General features: G+C 27.5%; 10 protein-coding genes. 5 read left to right on the top strand and 5 right to left on the bottom strand.

Annotation, left to right across the window (positions count from 1 at the left end):
• Nucleotides 1–111: 111 nt before the first annotated feature.
• From CBLAS_RS07015 to CBLAS_RS09595, 4 genes are all read right to left on the bottom strand, one after another.
• Nucleotides 112–720, bottom strand: coding sequence for a hypothetical protein (locus tag CBLAS_RS07015; RefSeq protein WP_106872352.1), 609 nt, complete (start codon nucleotides 718–720; stop codon nucleotides 112–114).
• Between the two features lie 249 nt (nucleotides 721–969).
• A complete protein-coding gene (locus tag CBLAS_RS09585; RefSeq protein WP_241517627.1) occupies nucleotides 970–1,356 on the bottom strand; it encodes a hypothetical protein in 387 nt (128 codons plus the stop codon).
• 32 nt (nucleotides 1,357–1,388) lie between these two features.
• Complete coding sequence (locus CBLAS_RS09590) at nucleotides 1,389–1,754, bottom strand: hypothetical protein (RefSeq protein WP_241517626.1); 366 nt, start codon at nucleotides 1,752–1,754, stop codon at nucleotides 1,389–1,391.
• A 54-nt stretch (nucleotides 1,755–1,808) separates the two neighbouring features.
• Entirely contained in the window at nucleotides 1,809–2,069 is a 261-nt protein-coding gene (locus CBLAS_RS09595; RefSeq protein WP_241517625.1) for a hypothetical protein, read from the bottom strand.
• Between the two features lie 820 nt (nucleotides 2,070–2,889).
• Between CBLAS_RS09595 and CBLAS_RS07025 the strand changes: the two genes are divergently transcribed.
• From CBLAS_RS07025 to CBLAS_RS07045, 5 genes are all read left to right on the top strand, one after another.
• Entirely contained in the window at nucleotides 2,890–4,047 is a 1,158-nt protein-coding gene (locus CBLAS_RS07025) for a tyrosine-type recombinase/integrase (RefSeq protein ID WP_106872350.1), read from the top strand.
• 218 nt (nucleotides 4,048–4,265) lie between these two features.
• Nucleotides 4,266–4,517: a helix-turn-helix transcriptional regulator gene (locus tag CBLAS_RS07030; RefSeq protein WP_106872348.1), complete on the top strand. Its 252-nt coding sequence runs from the start codon at nucleotides 4,266–4,268 to the stop codon at nucleotides 4,515–4,517.
• On the top strand, nucleotides 4,517–4,819 hold the full coding sequence (locus CBLAS_RS07035; RefSeq protein WP_106872346.1) for a plasmid mobilization protein: 303 nt from the start codon (nucleotides 4,517–4,519) through the stop codon (nucleotides 4,817–4,819). The genes CBLAS_RS07030 and CBLAS_RS07035 overlap by 1 nt, the downstream gene beginning before the upstream one ends.
• A 12-nt stretch (nucleotides 4,820–4,831) precedes the next feature.
• On the top strand, nucleotides 4,832–5,017 hold the full coding sequence (locus CBLAS_RS07040) for a hypothetical protein (RefSeq protein WP_106872344.1): 186 nt from the start codon (nucleotides 4,832–4,834) through the stop codon (nucleotides 5,015–5,017).
• 77 nt (nucleotides 5,018–5,094) lie between these two features.
• Entirely contained in the window at nucleotides 5,095–6,441 is a 1,347-nt protein-coding gene (locus tag CBLAS_RS07045; RefSeq protein ID WP_420912999.1) for a relaxase family protein, read from the top strand.
• 171 nt (nucleotides 6,442–6,612) lie between these two features.
• Here the strand turns inward: CBLAS_RS07045 and CBLAS_RS09600 are convergent, their stop codons facing one another.
• Nucleotides 6,613–18,039, bottom strand: coding sequence for a tandem-95 repeat protein (locus CBLAS_RS09600; protein WP_172658197.1), 11,427 nt, complete (start codon nucleotides 18,037–18,039; stop codon nucleotides 6,613–6,615).
• Between the last annotated feature and the right edge of the window lie 2 nt (nucleotides 18,040–18,041).

Below are 18,041 nucleotides of genomic sequence, written 5' to 3' on the forward strand. Positions count from 1 at the left end.
AATTATATAAAAATAATTTAAATATATAATATAATTCTTTGCTTAGTGTCTTTTAAATAAAAACACTAGCATTTTTAAAATAAATATTGATAGTGTTATTAAGATATACCATTAAAATTCATCATACATAGATGATCTTTTAGAAGAACTTTGGGCTTTTTCTATTCCACTTCTACTAGATGAATTATTATTAGATTTGATTACAGATATACCATTGGAATTAATAACTTCCGTATCTCCTGACATTGATTTTTGCATAGCTCTAGTTGCAGCCTCTGCTACTTTTAAAGTTTTACTATTAAAACCTACAGTTACACTACACTCCTTTGTTTCAACTGAAGCTATTTTCTCAATTACAACAACCCCACGTAATGCCGCTTCAGCATTATTTTGTATCTGTGTAGTCTCATTTACAATAACATCTCTATTAATAGTCTCTGACTCAGCACCAGCCTCTATTTTTGCATTTTCTGTTTGTTGAGAAAGTTCATCAATTACATCTTTTGAAGTAATTTGCTCTTTAAAAAATTTAGCTATATCGGCTTTAGCTTTTAATTCTGCTCTTTTAAGACAAGCTTGTTTATCTCTTACATCTCCTATCTTCATTACATCTTCGCTTGTAGCTTTTAGTTTGATATTGCCACTTTCATCAATACCAACTGAATCTATACCTGCATTAGCTATTACTACAATAGCACAAATTGATAAAAACTTTTTCATTGATCACTCCTTAGTCATTACATTCATTTATTTCAGTATAAAGCAAATTAAAATCGATTCTTTTTTTATTTTCTATATCTTGATTGTCTAATTTTATTAATATATAAAAAATTCTTTCTTTGGTTATAAAATGTAAATATTGAGTTTTATTATATAAATATGGATTATCTACATGCTTAGGACTTATAGATTGCAACAGCACTATAATACTATTGTACTGAGTATCAATTTCCTTATCATAATAAAATTCTATATTGTTTTTTTATCAGCAGCTTTAAATTTCTTTAGTTTTTTAAGTGTGAAAAAATAAGGTAAATCAGATATAAATTCACGTTCAAGATTTGCATATTGACTTTCAAATGAACCACTTAAATCCATAATATTCATTCTTTTTTTATCAGGAACACATTTTCTTATCCATACTTCATCTTGATTATCAATAATCTTAAAAACAAGACCATGGATATCAATAATATTTAAATTTTTATTAAATATTTTTTCTCTTATATGGTCATCAGTGATAAAATATGAGCGATTATCTACTACAAAATTTGCCTTTTTATCAATATTATCACTTAATTTTTCAGAAAATTGACTTATAATTTTTTCTGCCTTTTTTACATAATTCTCATTCATTTTAATTTTTACTTTAGCTACAAAAAATTCATTTATATCACCCTTCTCAATACGATTTTTTTATATATATAAGCATCTTTAAAATTATTGCCTCTTATATCTCTAGATTTTATTAAGTCGCTTCTGTTTAAAGGTTGAATATCTAAAATTTCAATATCGTAAGCATATCCGTCTTGAAAAGGTTTAATTATTTCATTTTTAATTAATTTTTCAGCATTTTCTTTTTTATTGACTTGATCATCGATATAATTTTGCAAAACACCTGAACTTAAATCCATGTGATTTATGTTTAATTTACTTAAGGTTCCTAAAACCTTATTTTTTTCTAGCTTTACATCTGCTATAACTTTGTAAATACCACCTTCGTTTGCTTCATTTATCTGTTGGTAGTCAAGCACATAGGCATTTGAGTGGTTTATAACTTCTTGTTTTAATTCATCATTATTTAATTCTTATTTTGATACCAAGTATTCACCTACGCCAAATTTCATGGCATTTTGTATAGCATCTTTTTTAGCTTTTTCTAGGCTTTCGCCTACTCCACTGATATTACTAACATAAATAATATTTCCATCATCTCTAAGTTCAGGGTTTTGCGTTATCTTTTGTTCTGACTCTTTATTAAATTCAAATACTCCAGTACTTGATGATACATTATTTGCATTTAAAACAGAAACCAAGCACCAAACTAACAAAACTATTTTAATTTTCATCTTCAACAACCTTTCTTTAATTGTTAAACTCTATTATATCTATATTTATTATAATAGACTACATTAATTTTGTAAGTATATCATTATTAATTTTAAAATAATATATATTCCAACCTATAATATTTTTAATTTGTTTTGCTTATAATCTTAGTTTTTGCAAGAAAGGTTTAAGTAATGATTGATTATGCTTAACTATAAATTTATATACTAAAATACTTGAAATTATAAACTCACTTATTTGAATAGCTATTTTTTATTTTTCTTGCATTCACTTAGTATGTCTTTGTTAGTTTTAAAATTATCTCACAAACAAATAAAACATAAAATTATTTTTAAAACTTATATTTTTTTATATCATTGTATTTAATATTACCTAGTTCATTTAATTTATAATCTCTAAAATTACAATTGCAATGAATTATGTTGCTTTTTGCAATAGTTTTACTTACAGTAATTATCAATTTTCTTAGCAATACTAGCAATTATGCTGTCTCCTTGCTATTTTGTTTGTTGATATTCCTTATTTTATAAAAACTGAAAATACTATGAAATATTTTAGAGTTTAATAAAATTCTGGGAACAAATTTTACAAATTTGATAAAAACTTAAAGAAGTTAAACTATCGTTAAAATGGAGATTTTTAAGTAGTAATGGCTCCGGATGCTGGATTCAAAAATATATAATTCTTAAATATTATAAAATGATACAAAATACCCTAAAATAGGTATTTTTATAGCTTCAGCTTACTCTAAGTTATACTAGAATATCATGTACTTTTACAATTTTTGGGAACAAATAGGGAACAAATTTAGGAATGGCTATGTCAAAAAATTTAAAAAACTATAATTCAACCTTTGGTGTTAATAAATACCCTGGGGTTTGGATTAATAATCTAAAAAATGGTGATGTTGTTTATTATATAAGAATTAATATAAACAATAAAAAAGCAAATATTAAAATAGGTTCAAAATCAGAAGGAGTTAATGTAACATATGCATATAATAAGAAAAAAGAATTTGATGCAAAACAAAGAAATGGTGAACTTCCCGATAGCATATCTAAAAAAATAGCTCATAAAAATAGTAAAAATTCCCTTACTTTTGATCAGATAGCACAGAATTTTTTTAATTTTAAATTAGAACAAAATCCAAACAATGAAAAAAACATTAAAGAGCAAAAAAGAGATTATGAAATTTATCATAAAGATAAATTTGGCAAAATGTACACAATAGATATTACTTCTGAAATGATAGACGAACACTATAAAGCACTTACTAAAATAATTTCGCCAAAAACAAAACGAAAACTATCTCAATCTAGACTAAACTCTATAATAGGAATAATAAGAACTATCTTTAACTATGCCATAAGAACGAATAAAATAAACCACATAAGTCCATATAAAATAGAAACTAAAAAACCTGACAATAAAAGAGAAAGATTTTTAGAAATTGTAGAAATAGATTTACTTCGCAAGGAAGTCGCTAAAAAAGGAGATTTTGCCCTAGAATTATTTATAGAACTTGCTCTTTGCACTGGAGCTAGACTTGAAGGTGTTTTAAATATAAAGAAAAAAGATGTATCCTTATCAACAAAATCAGTTATAATAAAAGACTTTAAAACTTCTAGTAAATATACTGGATTTTTAAGCAAAAAAGCTTTGAATATGATACTTAAAATTTATACTGATATTTCAGCAAATGATTTTTTGATAAATAAGCCAAAAGCTACAATTCAAAATGTTATTCAACCGCTGCTGAACAAACTTTTCAATAAAGACCTGGAAATTTATGATACAGCTAATAGAGTAGTCATACACACACTAAGACATACCTTTGCATCCCATCTTGCAATAGCAGGAACTCCTATACTAACTATTAAAAAACTAATGAATCATTCAGATATAAACCATACTCTAAGATATGCAAAACTCATGCCTGATAGTGGAAAAGAAATTGTAGAAAACTTATATGAATAAAAATAACTTATCTCCCAATTCTAATTTATCTTTATTTTATTTAACTATCAGCAAGTTAATATATTAAACACAATAAAACTCAGTAATTAAATTTTTTACTCTAATTTGCTCTAAATTACTATATTTTATTTACTTTTTTAAATTTCCAGTATTTTTTAACTAAAACTAATTTCCAAACGTATAATTAGTATTAAATAAGATTAAGAAAAGGATAAAAAATGGATAATGTAAATTTTTTAAAACTAACCATTGAAAGTCTTGAGAGACAATTTCAGGGCAGACAAAGCTTAAATAGGAAAGAAACAGCCAAAGTCCTTGGCATAGGAGTTTCAACACTAGATCTCAGGATTAAAGAAGGAAGAAACTTGCCCGAATACATAAAAATTGGCGATGCTAAAAATTCAAGAATAGTTTTTACTCTAGTTGCTATAGCACAATATTTAACTAATGCAAGACAAAAGGTACTTTGATGAAACTAAAAAATAATAGGACTTGTAAAATAAGCATAAGATTAAATGACGATGAAATGGATAGTCTTATGCTTAAAGCTAACTTATCAGGATTTAGTATATCTAGTTACATAAGATATATTATATTGCACTCTAAACCACCCATTCATAAATTTGATAAAGCTATGATTATAGAATTATCAAGGATAGGTAATAATATTAATCAAATAGCAAAATATATAAATACCAATAAAAGCTTAGATAATGTTGTGTTAAAAAGTTTAATAAGTATTGAAAGCTTACTAAATAAACTTGTAGTATAAAAGGTTGATGAAATGTTGATTAAATTTTTTAAAACCAAAAACGGTGGAGGTATAGCTGGTATAAATTATCTCTTAAACAATAGGGTAAAAGAAGGAACCGCTAGGGTTTTAAAGGGTAGTGAAAGCTTTACAAGAAGTATAGTTAAAAAAAACAAAAGCTTTGTATTGGCTGTCTTTCTTTTGAAGAAAAAGATATAAGCTTAAAGAATAAACAAATAATAATAGATGAATTTGAAAGATTATTATTTGGTAATTATAAAAATAGGTACAACATATTGTGGGTTGAACATACTGATAAAGGAAGGCTAGAGCTTAATTTTACTATCCCCAAAATAGATTTAATATCTAATTTAGCCTTTAATCCTTATTATCATAAAAAAGACCTTTATCTTCTAGATGCCTGGCAAAACTATATCAATTTAAGATTTAACTTTTCTGATCCAAAAGATCCCCAAAAAGCTCACATTTTACAAGGCTCTAGAAAAGATATAGGATTAGTAAAAAAATATACAGAACTTGAAAAGATACTTACAGCTAAATTTACAAATAGTGAGTTTAGTTGTAGAGATGATATATTAAAAGCACTAAATGGTAGCAATATAAAAGTAACAAGAGCGGGAAAAGATTATATATCAATTAAACTCTCAAATAGTAAAAAAGCTAGAAGATTTAAGGGGGACATGTTCAATGAAGAATTTACAAGCATTGAGAGCTTGGAGCAACTTAGAGTTAAAGCAGAAGAAAGAGCAAGAGAGTTTAAAGAAGCAAGAGTTGAAGCAGAAAATACTATCACAAGAAACCCAGATTCAAGCTTTAAACAAAGAAGTTTCATCTTTAAAAAGTACTATACAAATAAAACAAACAAAGAATTTAGAATTATTAGATTCAAACAAGAACTATCAAGAAGAGATGAGGAGCTTAACAGACTCAAGGCAAAATTTGATAAAGAGATGCAAACAAGAAATATCTGGCTTAAAGAGCAAGCTTCAAGAAAAAGAAAGAAAGATAGACATATATTATATAGTATCAATAATATTATTAATGATTATAATAATATCATTAACTTGGAGTATGATAAATTACTGGGAAAACAAAAACCTAAAACAGATAAATTGCAGAATGGAAACATATATAAAGAAAAATATACATGGAAAAAGATAAACACTAAATATAAAATATTAAGTAAAAGGATAAATGATGACATTATTAGAAGAAGAATTATTAAAAGAATTAGAGATAAAAGAGAAGCAAGAGAAAGAGAAAATAGAACTATTAAACACTCTATTGAAAGAGTTAGAAAATTCTCAAATAATGCAAGAGAATCTACACAAAGAACTGGTGAGTTATCAGCAAGAGCTAGAGAATTTAAAGAAGGAACTAAACAATTCCAAACAATCGCAACAAGACTTGCAAACTCAGTTAATAAATTGTATGAGCATATTGAAAAAACAATCAATCTTACAAGAGAATTCACAAAATCAGATTCTATCTTTGCAAGAACAATTGGCACAATTAAACAACTATCAAGAGAAGTTATTAAAAGAATCGGAAGGTATAAACTAAATGAAATAAAAGATATAAAACAAACAAGAGTAGATAGTGGGTTTGATATGGGTATATAAGTAATATATAGTGTTAAAGAGTATGCTTTAATGCACAATACTAAAACTTTATAATTGTAAAATAAAGATTATGAAAAAGTTTTTAATAGTTGTATAAAATTTATTATACAAACACCAAACTAATTAAAGTTTGGTGTTTATGGTTAATAATGTATTAGATATAAAATACTTTTAACTCCCCCACCCACTCATAACAATTTGCATCATATCTTGGTTATTTTTTATATCACTATGAGTTATATTTGTTAATCCGTTATTTTCTGCATAAGAGTTTAACTGTTCTATAACTTTATTTATTTGAGTGTTTGATATAAACTCTCCACTTTCTAGCTCTATGGTTTCAATTGCAGAGTATTTGTTTGATTGATTTAGTATAGTTGTCTTTTTATCATTATATTCTATAACTAAGTCTTTATTAAATATACCATCTTTACTAAAAAATATTACATCCTCTTTTTTAACACTTTTTAGTATAAGTTTATCATTGCCACCATCAATGGCGTTTATAAGTTCTTTGTCTTTTATAATAGTATTATTAGAGTTTGCATCTACTATATATGTATCATTTCCATTGCCACCTATTAAATTAACACTCTCTCCATTAGCTACTAGTGTATCATCTCCATTCTCCCCATAAACTATATTGTTAATGCCAGCTATTATAAAGTCATTGCCATCTCCTGAATATATAGTTGTATCACTAGCTACAGATATAATGGTATCATCTCCATTATATGATTTTATAATGCTATTTATATTGGTATTTATAATAGTATCACTATCATTAGAGCCATATATTCTTGCATTTTCTATATCTGAGAATGCAATACCTTTTTCATTTAATTTAGCAGTGAAATGTATTTGATACCACTCTTTACTAGGAGTAACTAGATTGGTATTTAATATATCTAGTTTGGAATTATCTTTAAAATTTATAGTATCTATATGGCTATTTTTTATAAAGTAATCTTTTATAGACACTTTTGCATTTATAGAACTATCTTTTATAACAAGAGTGTTATTGTCTTTAATAAACTCTATATTTGAGATATCAGAATTTGCTAGATTTAATTCATTTGATATCTTACTTAAATCATCTATAACTATATCTGTGTTTTCCTCAAGGATATATCCAAATATATTTAGCTTAATCTCTTTAGTAGCACTAAATTCTCCATCACTTACCTCTACTATAAAACTATCTTTGCCTTTATAGTTATCATTGACTACATATGTAAACTCTCCATTTTTATCTATAGTTAAAGTTGCATTCTTTGGGTTAGATATTATTTTATATGTTAAATTATCACCATCTACATCAAATGCATTTAAGTTTGAAACTAAGGTATTTGTATTTTTAATATCATATATAGTTTCATTCTCACCAAATACAGGTGCATCATTTATAGAAGCTATATTTAAAGATATAGTTTTAGTGTCACTTTGACCATACTCATTTGTAACTTTAATAGTAATACTATCTCTACCATTGTAGTTAAGATTTGGTGTAAAGCTAAGATTTCCACTCTCATCTATTAAGCTATTACCATTTACAGAACTACTTATTATCTCATAAGTAAGCTTAGTATTTGAAAGGTTTTCAACATCAAGACTTTCTAATATAGTATTATCTTCATCTAAACTTATAGTAGTAGTTTTTATAACAGGACTTGATGCATCTATATTAAAGTTTAAAGTTATAGTGTCATTTAATCCCTCACTATCACTTACTTTAACTACTACACTATCATTTCCTAAATAACCTTTATTTGGAGTATAGGTAAAGTTACCACTATTATCTACTATAAACTTGCCAAATTTAGGACTGTTTTCTATAGTAAAGAATAGTGTATCATCATCAACATCTTTTGCAGTTAAAGTAGAACTAAAGTTTAACTCATTAAATAGCTTAAAGTCTGTATTAGTTGATGTAAAGCTAGGTGCATCATTAACAGCCTTAACATCTATAATAATCTCTTTAGTGTCACTTTGACCATACTCATTTGTAACTTTAATAGTAATAGAGTCTTTACCATTATAATCTTTATTTGGATTATAAGAGTATGTTCCATCTGTATTTAGTGTAAAGCTACCATTGTTTGAACTACTTACTATCTCATAAGTAAGTTCTGAGTTACTTGGATTTATAACTTCTAATTTACTACTTAATGGTTCATCTTCATTTAAGTTTAGTGTTGTAGTGTTGAACGTAGGTGGTGTTGCATCTACATTAAAGTTTAGAGTTATTGTATCACTTAATCCTCCATCATCAATAACTTTTACTACTACACTATCTTTTCCTAGATAACCTTTATTAGGCATATACTTCCAATTACCATTACTATCTATGCTAAGACTTCCATTTTTTCCTTGAGTTTGTACTTTAAACTCTAATGAGCTACTATCTATATCAGTTGCTACTAATGTATTTGATATCTCTTTAATATCTTTTAGATTAAAGCTAGTTTCATTCTCACCAAACACAGGTGCATCATTTATAGAAGCTATATTTAAAGATATAGTTTTAGTGTCACTTTGACCATACTCATTTGTAACTTTAATAGTAATAGAGTCTTTACCGTTATAATCTTTATTTGGATTATAAGAGTATGTTCCATCTGTATTTAGTGTAAAGCTACCATTGTCTGAGTTATTTACTATCTCATAAGTAAGCTCTGAGTTACTTGGGTTTGTAACTTCTAATTTACTACTTAATGGCTCATCTTCATTTAAGCTTAGTGCTGTAGTGTTGATTGTAGGTTTAAATTTACTATTAATATGTTCTTTTATATCTATTACTTCGCCATCTTTAAATACTACCTTAGTAATAGGTGTTTTCATATCTAAGAAATTTGTATCTTTATATTTTAAGAACTCTTTTATAGTAATAGATGTATCTTTATCATCTTTAATGTTAATAATTAAATCACTATCATTAAACTTGTATTCTAAACTATCTTTATTGGCATCTATGTTAAATTTTAAACTATTATTAAAATCCTCTTTTTTAACACCATAAAGCTCAAACTCATCATTTATTATAACTTTAATACCAGGTTTAGAAACTACATATATATCATCGCCAAATCCAGCATTGTAAGTAGTATTATCTAACATAGTTATAGTATCAACATTGCCAGATGCTATTAAAGCTTTTTTAATAACATCACTTTTACTTAAAGTTATATCTTTAAATACAAACTCATCTATAACATTGTCTATGTTTCCAAAGTTTTTAATAGTTGTTTTACTATCATCATACTTAACTATTAAATCTTTTGTTGAGTCATTATAGATATATTCAAACTCAGCTGAATTATAATCAAATTTCATAATACTTTTTCTTAGATTTGTATTATATATAGTATCAATGCCTTTACTAAATATAAATGTATTATCTCCTAATCCTGAGATTAAAACATCATTGCCTTCACCGCCATCTAAAGTATCATTACCAGTGCCTGAGTTTATGATATCATTGCCAGCTCCTCCATATATAGTATCATCTCCATCAAGAGTTGTTACTATATCATCTCCACTAAGAGCATCTATTGTATAGTTAAACTTTAGTGTTGCACTAACATTATCATCAAATTCTGTGGTTCTCATAGTGCTTAAAGATATAATCTCATCAACAGATATACTCTTGCCTGTGCTAGTAAATTCTATACTATCTATCATATGAGATCTATCTTTATAAAAATCTACTACTTTTATACTACCACTTCTATCTGCTTTATATATAAAAAGATCATTATTGACTTTTTGGAAGCTTAGATCTTTTGGTGAAATTGTTCCATTAAATTTAATTATATCTATATCATTTATACTATCTTTTTTATTAATAATAGTATCATTTCCAAAGTTATCACTAAACTCATATATATCATTACCAGCTCCACCAACTAATACATCATCACCAGCTCCACCATTGATTATATCATCTCCACTTTCACCATAAATTTTATCATTACCTTCTCCACTATTGATGGTATCATTACCAGCACCTGAGTTTATGGTGTCATTACCACTTCCACCATCTATAATGTCATTACCACCAAGAGTTGTTATAGTATCATTTCCACCTTTTGCATTAACTGCATAGTTATCATTTGTAACAACACTTAAAAAGTTACTGCTATCATCACTATTTAAAAGAGCTAACTCATTTATCTCTTTTAAACTAAGAGTTTTACCATCACTAAATACAACTCTATCTATAACATTTAGTGCTAAGTTATTATTATCTAATTTATAAAAGTCTTTTATGGTTATAGAATTTGTGTTGGAGTGTATCTTAAGATCATATTTATCTTGGAAGAAAGATACATCTTTAATATTACCATTAAATTTAATGATGTCTTTGCTAAATCTATCTTTTTTATTAATAATAATGTCTTCTCCAAAGTTATCATCAAACTCATATGTATCATCACCAGCACCACCAACTAATACATCATCACCAGCTCCACCATTGATTATATCATCTCCACTTTCACCATAAATTTTATCATTACCTTCTCCACCATTGATGGTATCATTACCAGCACCTGAGTTTATGGTGTCATCACCAGTTCCACCATCTATAATGTCATTGCCACCAAGAGTTGTTATAGTATCATTTCCACCTTTTGCATTAACTGTATAGTTATCATTTGTAACAACACTTAAGAAGTTACTACTATCATCACTATTTAAAAGAGCTAACTCATTTATCTCTTTTAAACTAAGAGTTTTACCATCACTAAATACAACTCTATCTATAACATTTAGTGCTAAGTTATTATTATCTAATTTATAAAAGTCTTTTATGGTTATAGTGTTTTGATTATCATCTTTTAAAGATATTATTAGATTAAGATTATCTTGTTTAAATATTAAATCTTCTTTAGTTATACCATCAGTAAATTTAATTATATCTATATCACCTTGGTTTGATTTATAGTTTACTATTGTATCTTTTCCAAAGTTTCTATCAAATATATAGATATCATTTCCAGCACCACCTTCTAAACTATCATTACCTAATCCACCTATGATAGTATCATTTCCGCTCTCACCATAGATTTCATCATTACCACTTCCACCATTTATAGTATCATTACCAGCACCTGAGTTTATGGTGTCATCACCAGTTCCACCATCTATAATGTCGTCTCCACCAAGAGTTGTTATAGTATCATTTCCACCTTTTGCATTAACTGTATAGTTATCATTTGTAACAACACTTAAGAAGTTACTACTATCATCACTATTTAAAAGAGCTAACTCATTTATCTCTTTTAAGCTAAGAGTTTTACCATCACTAAATACAACTTTATCTATAACATTTAGTGCTAAGTTATTATTATCTAATTTATAAAAGTCTTTTATGGTTATAGTGTTTTGATTATCATCTTTTAAAGATATTATTAGATTAAGATTATCTTGTTTAAATACTAAATCATCTTTAGTTATACCATCAGTAAATTTAATTATATCTATATCACCTTGGTTTGATTTATAGTTTACTATTGTATCTTTTCCAAAGTTTTTACCAAATATATATGTATCATTACCAGCTCCACCTTCTAAATGGTCATCACCAGCTCCGCCTATGATAGTATCATTTCCATCTCCTGCTTTTATAGTGTCATCACCAGCTCCACCATCTATAGTATCATTTCCAGCACCTGAGTTTATAATGTCATCACCAGTTCCACCATCTATAATGTCGTCTCCACCAAGAGTTGTAATGGTTGAGTTTGAAGAGCTATTGCTTAACTCTATTTTATAGCTATCATCTGTTGTAACTGAAACTATGCTATTTGCATTTAAAAGAGCTAACTCATTTATCTCTTTTAAACTAAGAGTTGAGTTATCATCAAATTTAATACTATCTATTATAAATCTAGCTTCATTTCTATAGCCTAGGTTATAGAAGTCTTTTATGGTTATAGTGTTTTGATTATCATCTTTTAAAGATATTATTAGATTAAGATTATCTTGTTTAAATACTAAATCATCTTTAGTTATACCATCAGTAAATTTAATTATATCTATATCACCTTGGTTTGATTTATAGTTTACTATTGTATCTTTTCCAAAGTTTTTACCAAATATATATGTATCATTACCAGCTCCACCTTCTAAATGGTCATCACCAGCTCCGCCTATGATAGTATCATTTCCATCTCCTGCTTTTATAGTGTCATCACCAGCTCCACCATCTATAGTATCATTTCCAGCACCTGAGTTTATGGTGTCATTACCACTTCCTGCTTTTATAGTGTCGTCTCCACTTGAAGTAGTAATTACTAGATTATCTGTGTTTAAAGATTTATCTATATTAAATGATTTATTGCTTGTTGCAGTTTTTATTGTGGTTGAAAGTTTATTATCTATAATGGCTCTATTTATATCTTCTATATTCATAGATATATCATTATCAAACTCTATCTTTGATATTGTGTTATTATAAATGCCATTATAGTCTGTTTTATAATACTCTTTTATAGTTATATAATTATCTTTATCAAGTAAGATAATTAAATCATTATCTTCAATACTAAAGGTTAAATCCTCTTTTTTAATACCATCAGTAAATTTAACTATATCTATATATCTATGATTTGGATTAAAGTTTATTATAGTATCTTTTCCAAAGCCTTTACCAAATATATAAGTATCATTACCTAATCCACCACTTAAGACATCATCTCCTTTTCCGCCTATTAAGGTATCATTACCCCCAAGAGTTGTAATGGTATCATTACCACCTTTTGCATCTATAGTATAGCTATCATCGCTTAGTGCTGTTAGTGTATTATCACTATCATCAGCATTTAACATGCTAAGTTTTATAATCTCATTTAAACTTAGAATTTCACCATTACTAAATTTGATTTGATTAACTATGTTATGAAGTTCATTAGATGGAGTTTTTGTAAAGAAGTCTACTACTGTAATTGAGTTTTTTAAACCATCTTTATCATCTTTTAAAGTTATTATTAGATCATTTTTACTTTGCTTAATAACCAAATCATCTTTATTAATGTCTTCAGTAAATAAGATAGTATCTATGCTATTATCTGGATTAAAGTTTATTATAGTGTCTTTTCCAAAGTTCCTACCAAAGACATAAGTATCACTTCCCATACCGCCTTGAAGAGTGTCATCTCCAGCTCCACCTATTAGAGTGTCGTTGCCATCATCGCCATATAGAGTGTCATCACCATTACCACCAAAAATTTCATCATCTCCATCACCGCCATAAATAGTATCATCACCATCCAATGCATTAAATTTATCATCGCTATTAGTTAAGTATAAATTATCTGGCTCACTGGTTGCTTTGATTGGTGCAAGATGTAATATGTCATCTAAATTAAGTTTTTCTCCCCCATAAAACTCAATATTTTCTATAACGCCATTACCACTTTTTCCAGTTATATCAAAAAAGTTTTTTACAACAACTGAACCTTCATTTGGAATTATTAATTTAATATCAGATAAGTTTCTTTCAAAAAGAACATCTCTTGAAGAAATTCCTTTTCCAAATACTATTGTATCATCACCAGAGATATCAAATATAACATCGTTTCCAAACCCAGAATCAAAGCTATAAATATCGTTGCCTTTTCCGCCCTCTAATGTATCATTTCCAGAAGCACTTTGTAAAAAATCCATTTCATCTGTTCCATACAGTTTGCTTCCATTATTAGAGGCTTTTTGATATCTACTCAAAGTTAATGCCAAAATCTCCTTGTTGTCTCTAAAAGAATTAATATTGTTAGAATTTAGTTGTTGTTTGAAAATTGGTTTATAGTTTGCAACCATATTAACTAACGATACTAAATGTCCTATACTTTCAAGATCATTTTTTATGTAAAGCTCTTTTATTAATTCATTGTATTTGGTAAAATCATAAGATAATCTTTTGCTTTGATTGTCAAATTTCATATACTCTGTATCAATAACATCTTTATATAATATATTCAATTCTAAACTAGCATATACATAGTTTGTAAATCTTTGATATTTAGATTCTATTATTCTAGAAGCATTTTCTCTTGGGTTTCTATTGGTTCCTAGTTGTAAAAATGGTCTACCCATAAGTTTTTCATAAACAGCTAATTTTCTAGCATCCACATAGTAGCCTCTGCTTCTAGGGTTTATACTATCCACATTAGCCCATTTAAATATTAAACTATCAATATTTTCTTTGCGTTTATTTTTATCTAAATTTACATAATCAACTAAAGCTTTATCTATATTTTTATTTAGTGCTGCTGATGGTAGAAGATCCCTAAGAAGACCATCTCCTTCTATATCGGGCAGTTGTTTTAAATGCTCAGGTATCTCTACAGATATATTATCAATGCTATTTCTTGTATTTACTTTAAACCAAACATCTGCTATATCAGATTTTGTTCCATCATAAAATGTTACTTTTGAAGTCTGTTTTATAGTGTTTGAATTGTTATCTATATGAACATTTTTATAATTAAGGTCAATGGAGCTAATAGAGCTATCTGTTAGTTTTGTTAGTTCATCTTTACTGCTTATACCATCACTATTTTTATCTTGCCATAAAAGTAGCTTATCAAAGTCTTTATCTAAAGCATTTATAACTCCATCATTATTTGAATCATAGGCTTTTAAAACTTCAAATCCATTAACTCTTTTTCTATCTATATAAGAGTAGTTATTATCTTCAATAGTATGGTTTCCAAATAACTCATTTCCATTATCTATAATGCCATTACCATTTTTATCAACAGCCAAAAAAGCATCGTTTGAATCTACCCAACCAGTTTGTTCTTTAAAACCATTACCATCTAAATCAAAAAAAGCAGAATCATATAATGGAGTGGTTGAAATTCCATCCTTGTTAAGATCAATTACTAATGGTGATGCCTCATCTTCTGGATCTGGATCATCTGGTTTTTTGTCATCATCATATATAGTTCCTTTTCCGGGTTTTATATCTTTAACTATTATATTTTCAGAAACTGCTTCCACAGAACCACTTACTTCAAATTTAGAATCTTCATTTTTTTCCTTATCTCCTGTAAATTTATATTCATATATACCATCTGTTTTTAAATTCTTTTTGTTTATATTGCTATCTTTTGGCAGTGTTCCAAAAAGCAACCTTTGCCCATTTACATTTAATATAACATATTCACCATAGTCTAGCTTTTCATTTAGAGTAACTTTAAACTTCATAGTTTTTTCTACTCCATCACCTTCAGAAGTACTATCATTAGATATGTTAAATGTAAGCTCTTTTCTATCAGTTAATTTTATATTTAAATGAGGTTTTCTAGAATCTTTCTTAAAGTTTTCTATAGTTATACTCTCTTTAGTTTCATCATATGTTACATCTAACTTATCTCCACTTAACTTATATGTATAACCGCCACCTTTATATACTTTAGAGCCAACCTCAGTCTCATCTCCACCGCTTAAAGGGTTATAAGTTTTAAACCAAACTTTACCTTTTCCATCAGAGTCCATAACTATATCATTAGCACTTACATGATACTCATCGTATCCATCTCCACCTTCTAATCTATCAGCATCTTTATCATTTCCACCAAACAATATATCTTTTCCACCTGCAGTTTTTATAGTATCTGCACCTTCTCCTGCATGTATAGTATTATCTCCGCCTGTAGCATTTACTTCATCTTCTCCATTGCCTAGTGTTAAAGTGTTTGTTCCACCACTTATGTTTATAGTATCTTTGTCTTTACCACCTATAATTTGGTTTTTACCACCTTTAATCTCTATAGTGCTTTCACCATTAGAAGTATTAACAAAGTTTTTACCATCTTCTATAGTTATATTTTCCTTACCTTTGCCACCATAAACATTGTTTTTACCAGAATTTAAGATAACAGTATTAGTATCTTCTTCTTTATCTTTATCTTCTCCATTTTTACTATCTTTACTAGTATAGATAAAAGACTCTTTGCTATTAGTTATCTTAATGGTATCACTTCCAGCTCCAGCGTAGATATAGTTAATACCTCCATTATCTTCTATAGTATCATCACCAGCTTTTGTAACTATAGTGTCATTATCTTTTCCAGTAGTTACAATGTCTTTAGCTTTAGAACCATTAATTGTATTATTTCCATCTCCTGCATTTACTGTATTGGTTGTGTTTTCCTTTTCTTCATCAAATTTATCTTTTATATCAGCATTGGTATATATAGTATCATTTCCAGAACCTGTTGTTATAGTATCGCTTCCTAAGCCACCTTCTACATAAACATTATTAGAAGATTTGATATTTATACTATCGTTATTAGAATAACCAAAAACATTTATGTCTACTTTATTACCATACCTTATACTTTGGTCAAGAGTATAGTTACCACTAACAAATATATTTGCATCTCTATTTATTTCAAACAATCCACCTGAATTTGCAGTAGATTTTCCAACCATTTTATTAGATTTAGTATCAAGATAATAAGGAGAATTTGCATTTGTATAATCTCTCTCGCCCATCTCTTTTAAAAGAGACATTTTTAAAAACTCTTTTCTTGTGTTTAAATGTCTATCTGAGTAAAATTTTATATTATCATACTCTGTCTCATGTTTATGGTCTGCAAGCACATAGCCTTTTAAATTTTTTAGAGCATATTTAGCAGCTTCTTTTATCATTATTTTTTCTTGGATTTTACCACTATAATCTACATCATCTAAAACCCTACTGGCATTATTTCCAAAATTTCCAAAGTAGTTAACTAAAACTTTGTGTGCATCACCTTTGCCAAAAACAACATGAAGCTCTTCTTTGCTATCATTTGGGTAATCAATCCTTTTTAAAAAAGGAATTAAACTTCCCTTTTCACCATCATAACTTCTAAATTCAAATGTGTTTAAATATGATGTATTATCTTTATCATAGTTTTTATAAAAGACAATCTCAGCATCATTTTTATCTCTTGCTAGTATTACTCTATCTATATTGCTATCATTCATATATGAGTTTATTTTACTCCAATTACTAGATAGTATACTCTCATAATCCCCAGCATTATAAACTACAAATTTTTTCTCTTTTAAAATATCTGTTTTTTTATCAAAGTAATTTATCTCTATTAGGTGGTTTTTAACAAACATATCTTTAGCACTAAAAAACAAACTTGACACTTTTCCAGCCACACCGCCAAATACACCTATAGCTGCATCGACAACAAATCCAGTGGCATTTTTAAAAAAATATACCAATTCATTTTTATCTACTACTCTATATAAATTCTTATCATCATCTTTATCTATACCTTCTATACTTGAACCAGTATCATTAGGTTTTGTGTCAGATAAATTAAGCTGACCAAATATATTATCTATAGCAAAAATTGAACCTTTAAACATAAACCCCAAAGATTTTTTGCCAAGATTTTTTAATGCTCTATCTGCTTCATTTTTATCTTTTACCCCCTCTAATGCACTATCTAACATATCTTCTATCAAATCAACAGCTGATTCTATGGCTCCTGCCACATCTCCATCCATTACCTCATTTTTTGTTTTTATTATATCTACAACTACATTTATCTTTGCATTTTTATATGCTTGTATATCAAACTCTGCCATTA

The sequence above is a fragment of the Campylobacter blaseri genome (assembly GCF_013201895.1).
Lineage (GTDB): Bacteria > Campylobacterota > Campylobacteria > Campylobacterales > Campylobacteraceae > Campylobacter_B > Campylobacter_B blaseri.

What these genes read in the sequence shown, in the direction of transcription:
- CBLAS_RS09585 (WP_241517627.1), bottom strand. Translation starts at nt 1,356, where the DNA reads ATGAATGAGAATTATGTAAAAAAGGCAGAAAAAATTATAAGTCAATTT.
- CBLAS_RS07015 (WP_106872352.1), bottom strand. Translation starts at nt 720, where the DNA reads ATGAAAAAGTTTTTATCAATTTGTGCTATTGTAGTAATAGCTAATGCA.
- CBLAS_RS09600 (WP_172658197.1), bottom strand. Translation starts at nt 18,039, where the DNA reads ATGGCAGAGTTTGATATACAAGCATATAAAAATGCAAAGATAAATGTA.
- CBLAS_RS07030 (WP_106872348.1), top strand. Translation starts at nt 4,266, where the DNA reads ATGGATAATGTAAATTTTTTAAAACTAACCATTGAAAGTCTTGAGAGA.
- CBLAS_RS09595 (WP_241517625.1), bottom strand. Translation starts at nt 2,069, where the DNA reads ATGAAAATTAAAATAGTTTTGTTAGTTTGGTGCTTGGTTTCTGTTTTA.
- CBLAS_RS07035 (WP_106872346.1), top strand. Translation starts at nt 4,517, where the DNA reads ATGAAACTAAAAAATAATAGGACTTGTAAAATAAGCATAAGATTAAAT.
- CBLAS_RS07040 (WP_106872344.1), top strand. Translation starts at nt 4,832, where the DNA reads ATGTTGATTAAATTTTTTAAAACCAAAAACGGTGGAGGTATAGCTGGT.
- CBLAS_RS07025 (WP_106872350.1), top strand. Translation starts at nt 2,890, where the DNA reads ATGTCAAAAAATTTAAAAAACTATAATTCAACCTTTGGTGTTAATAAA.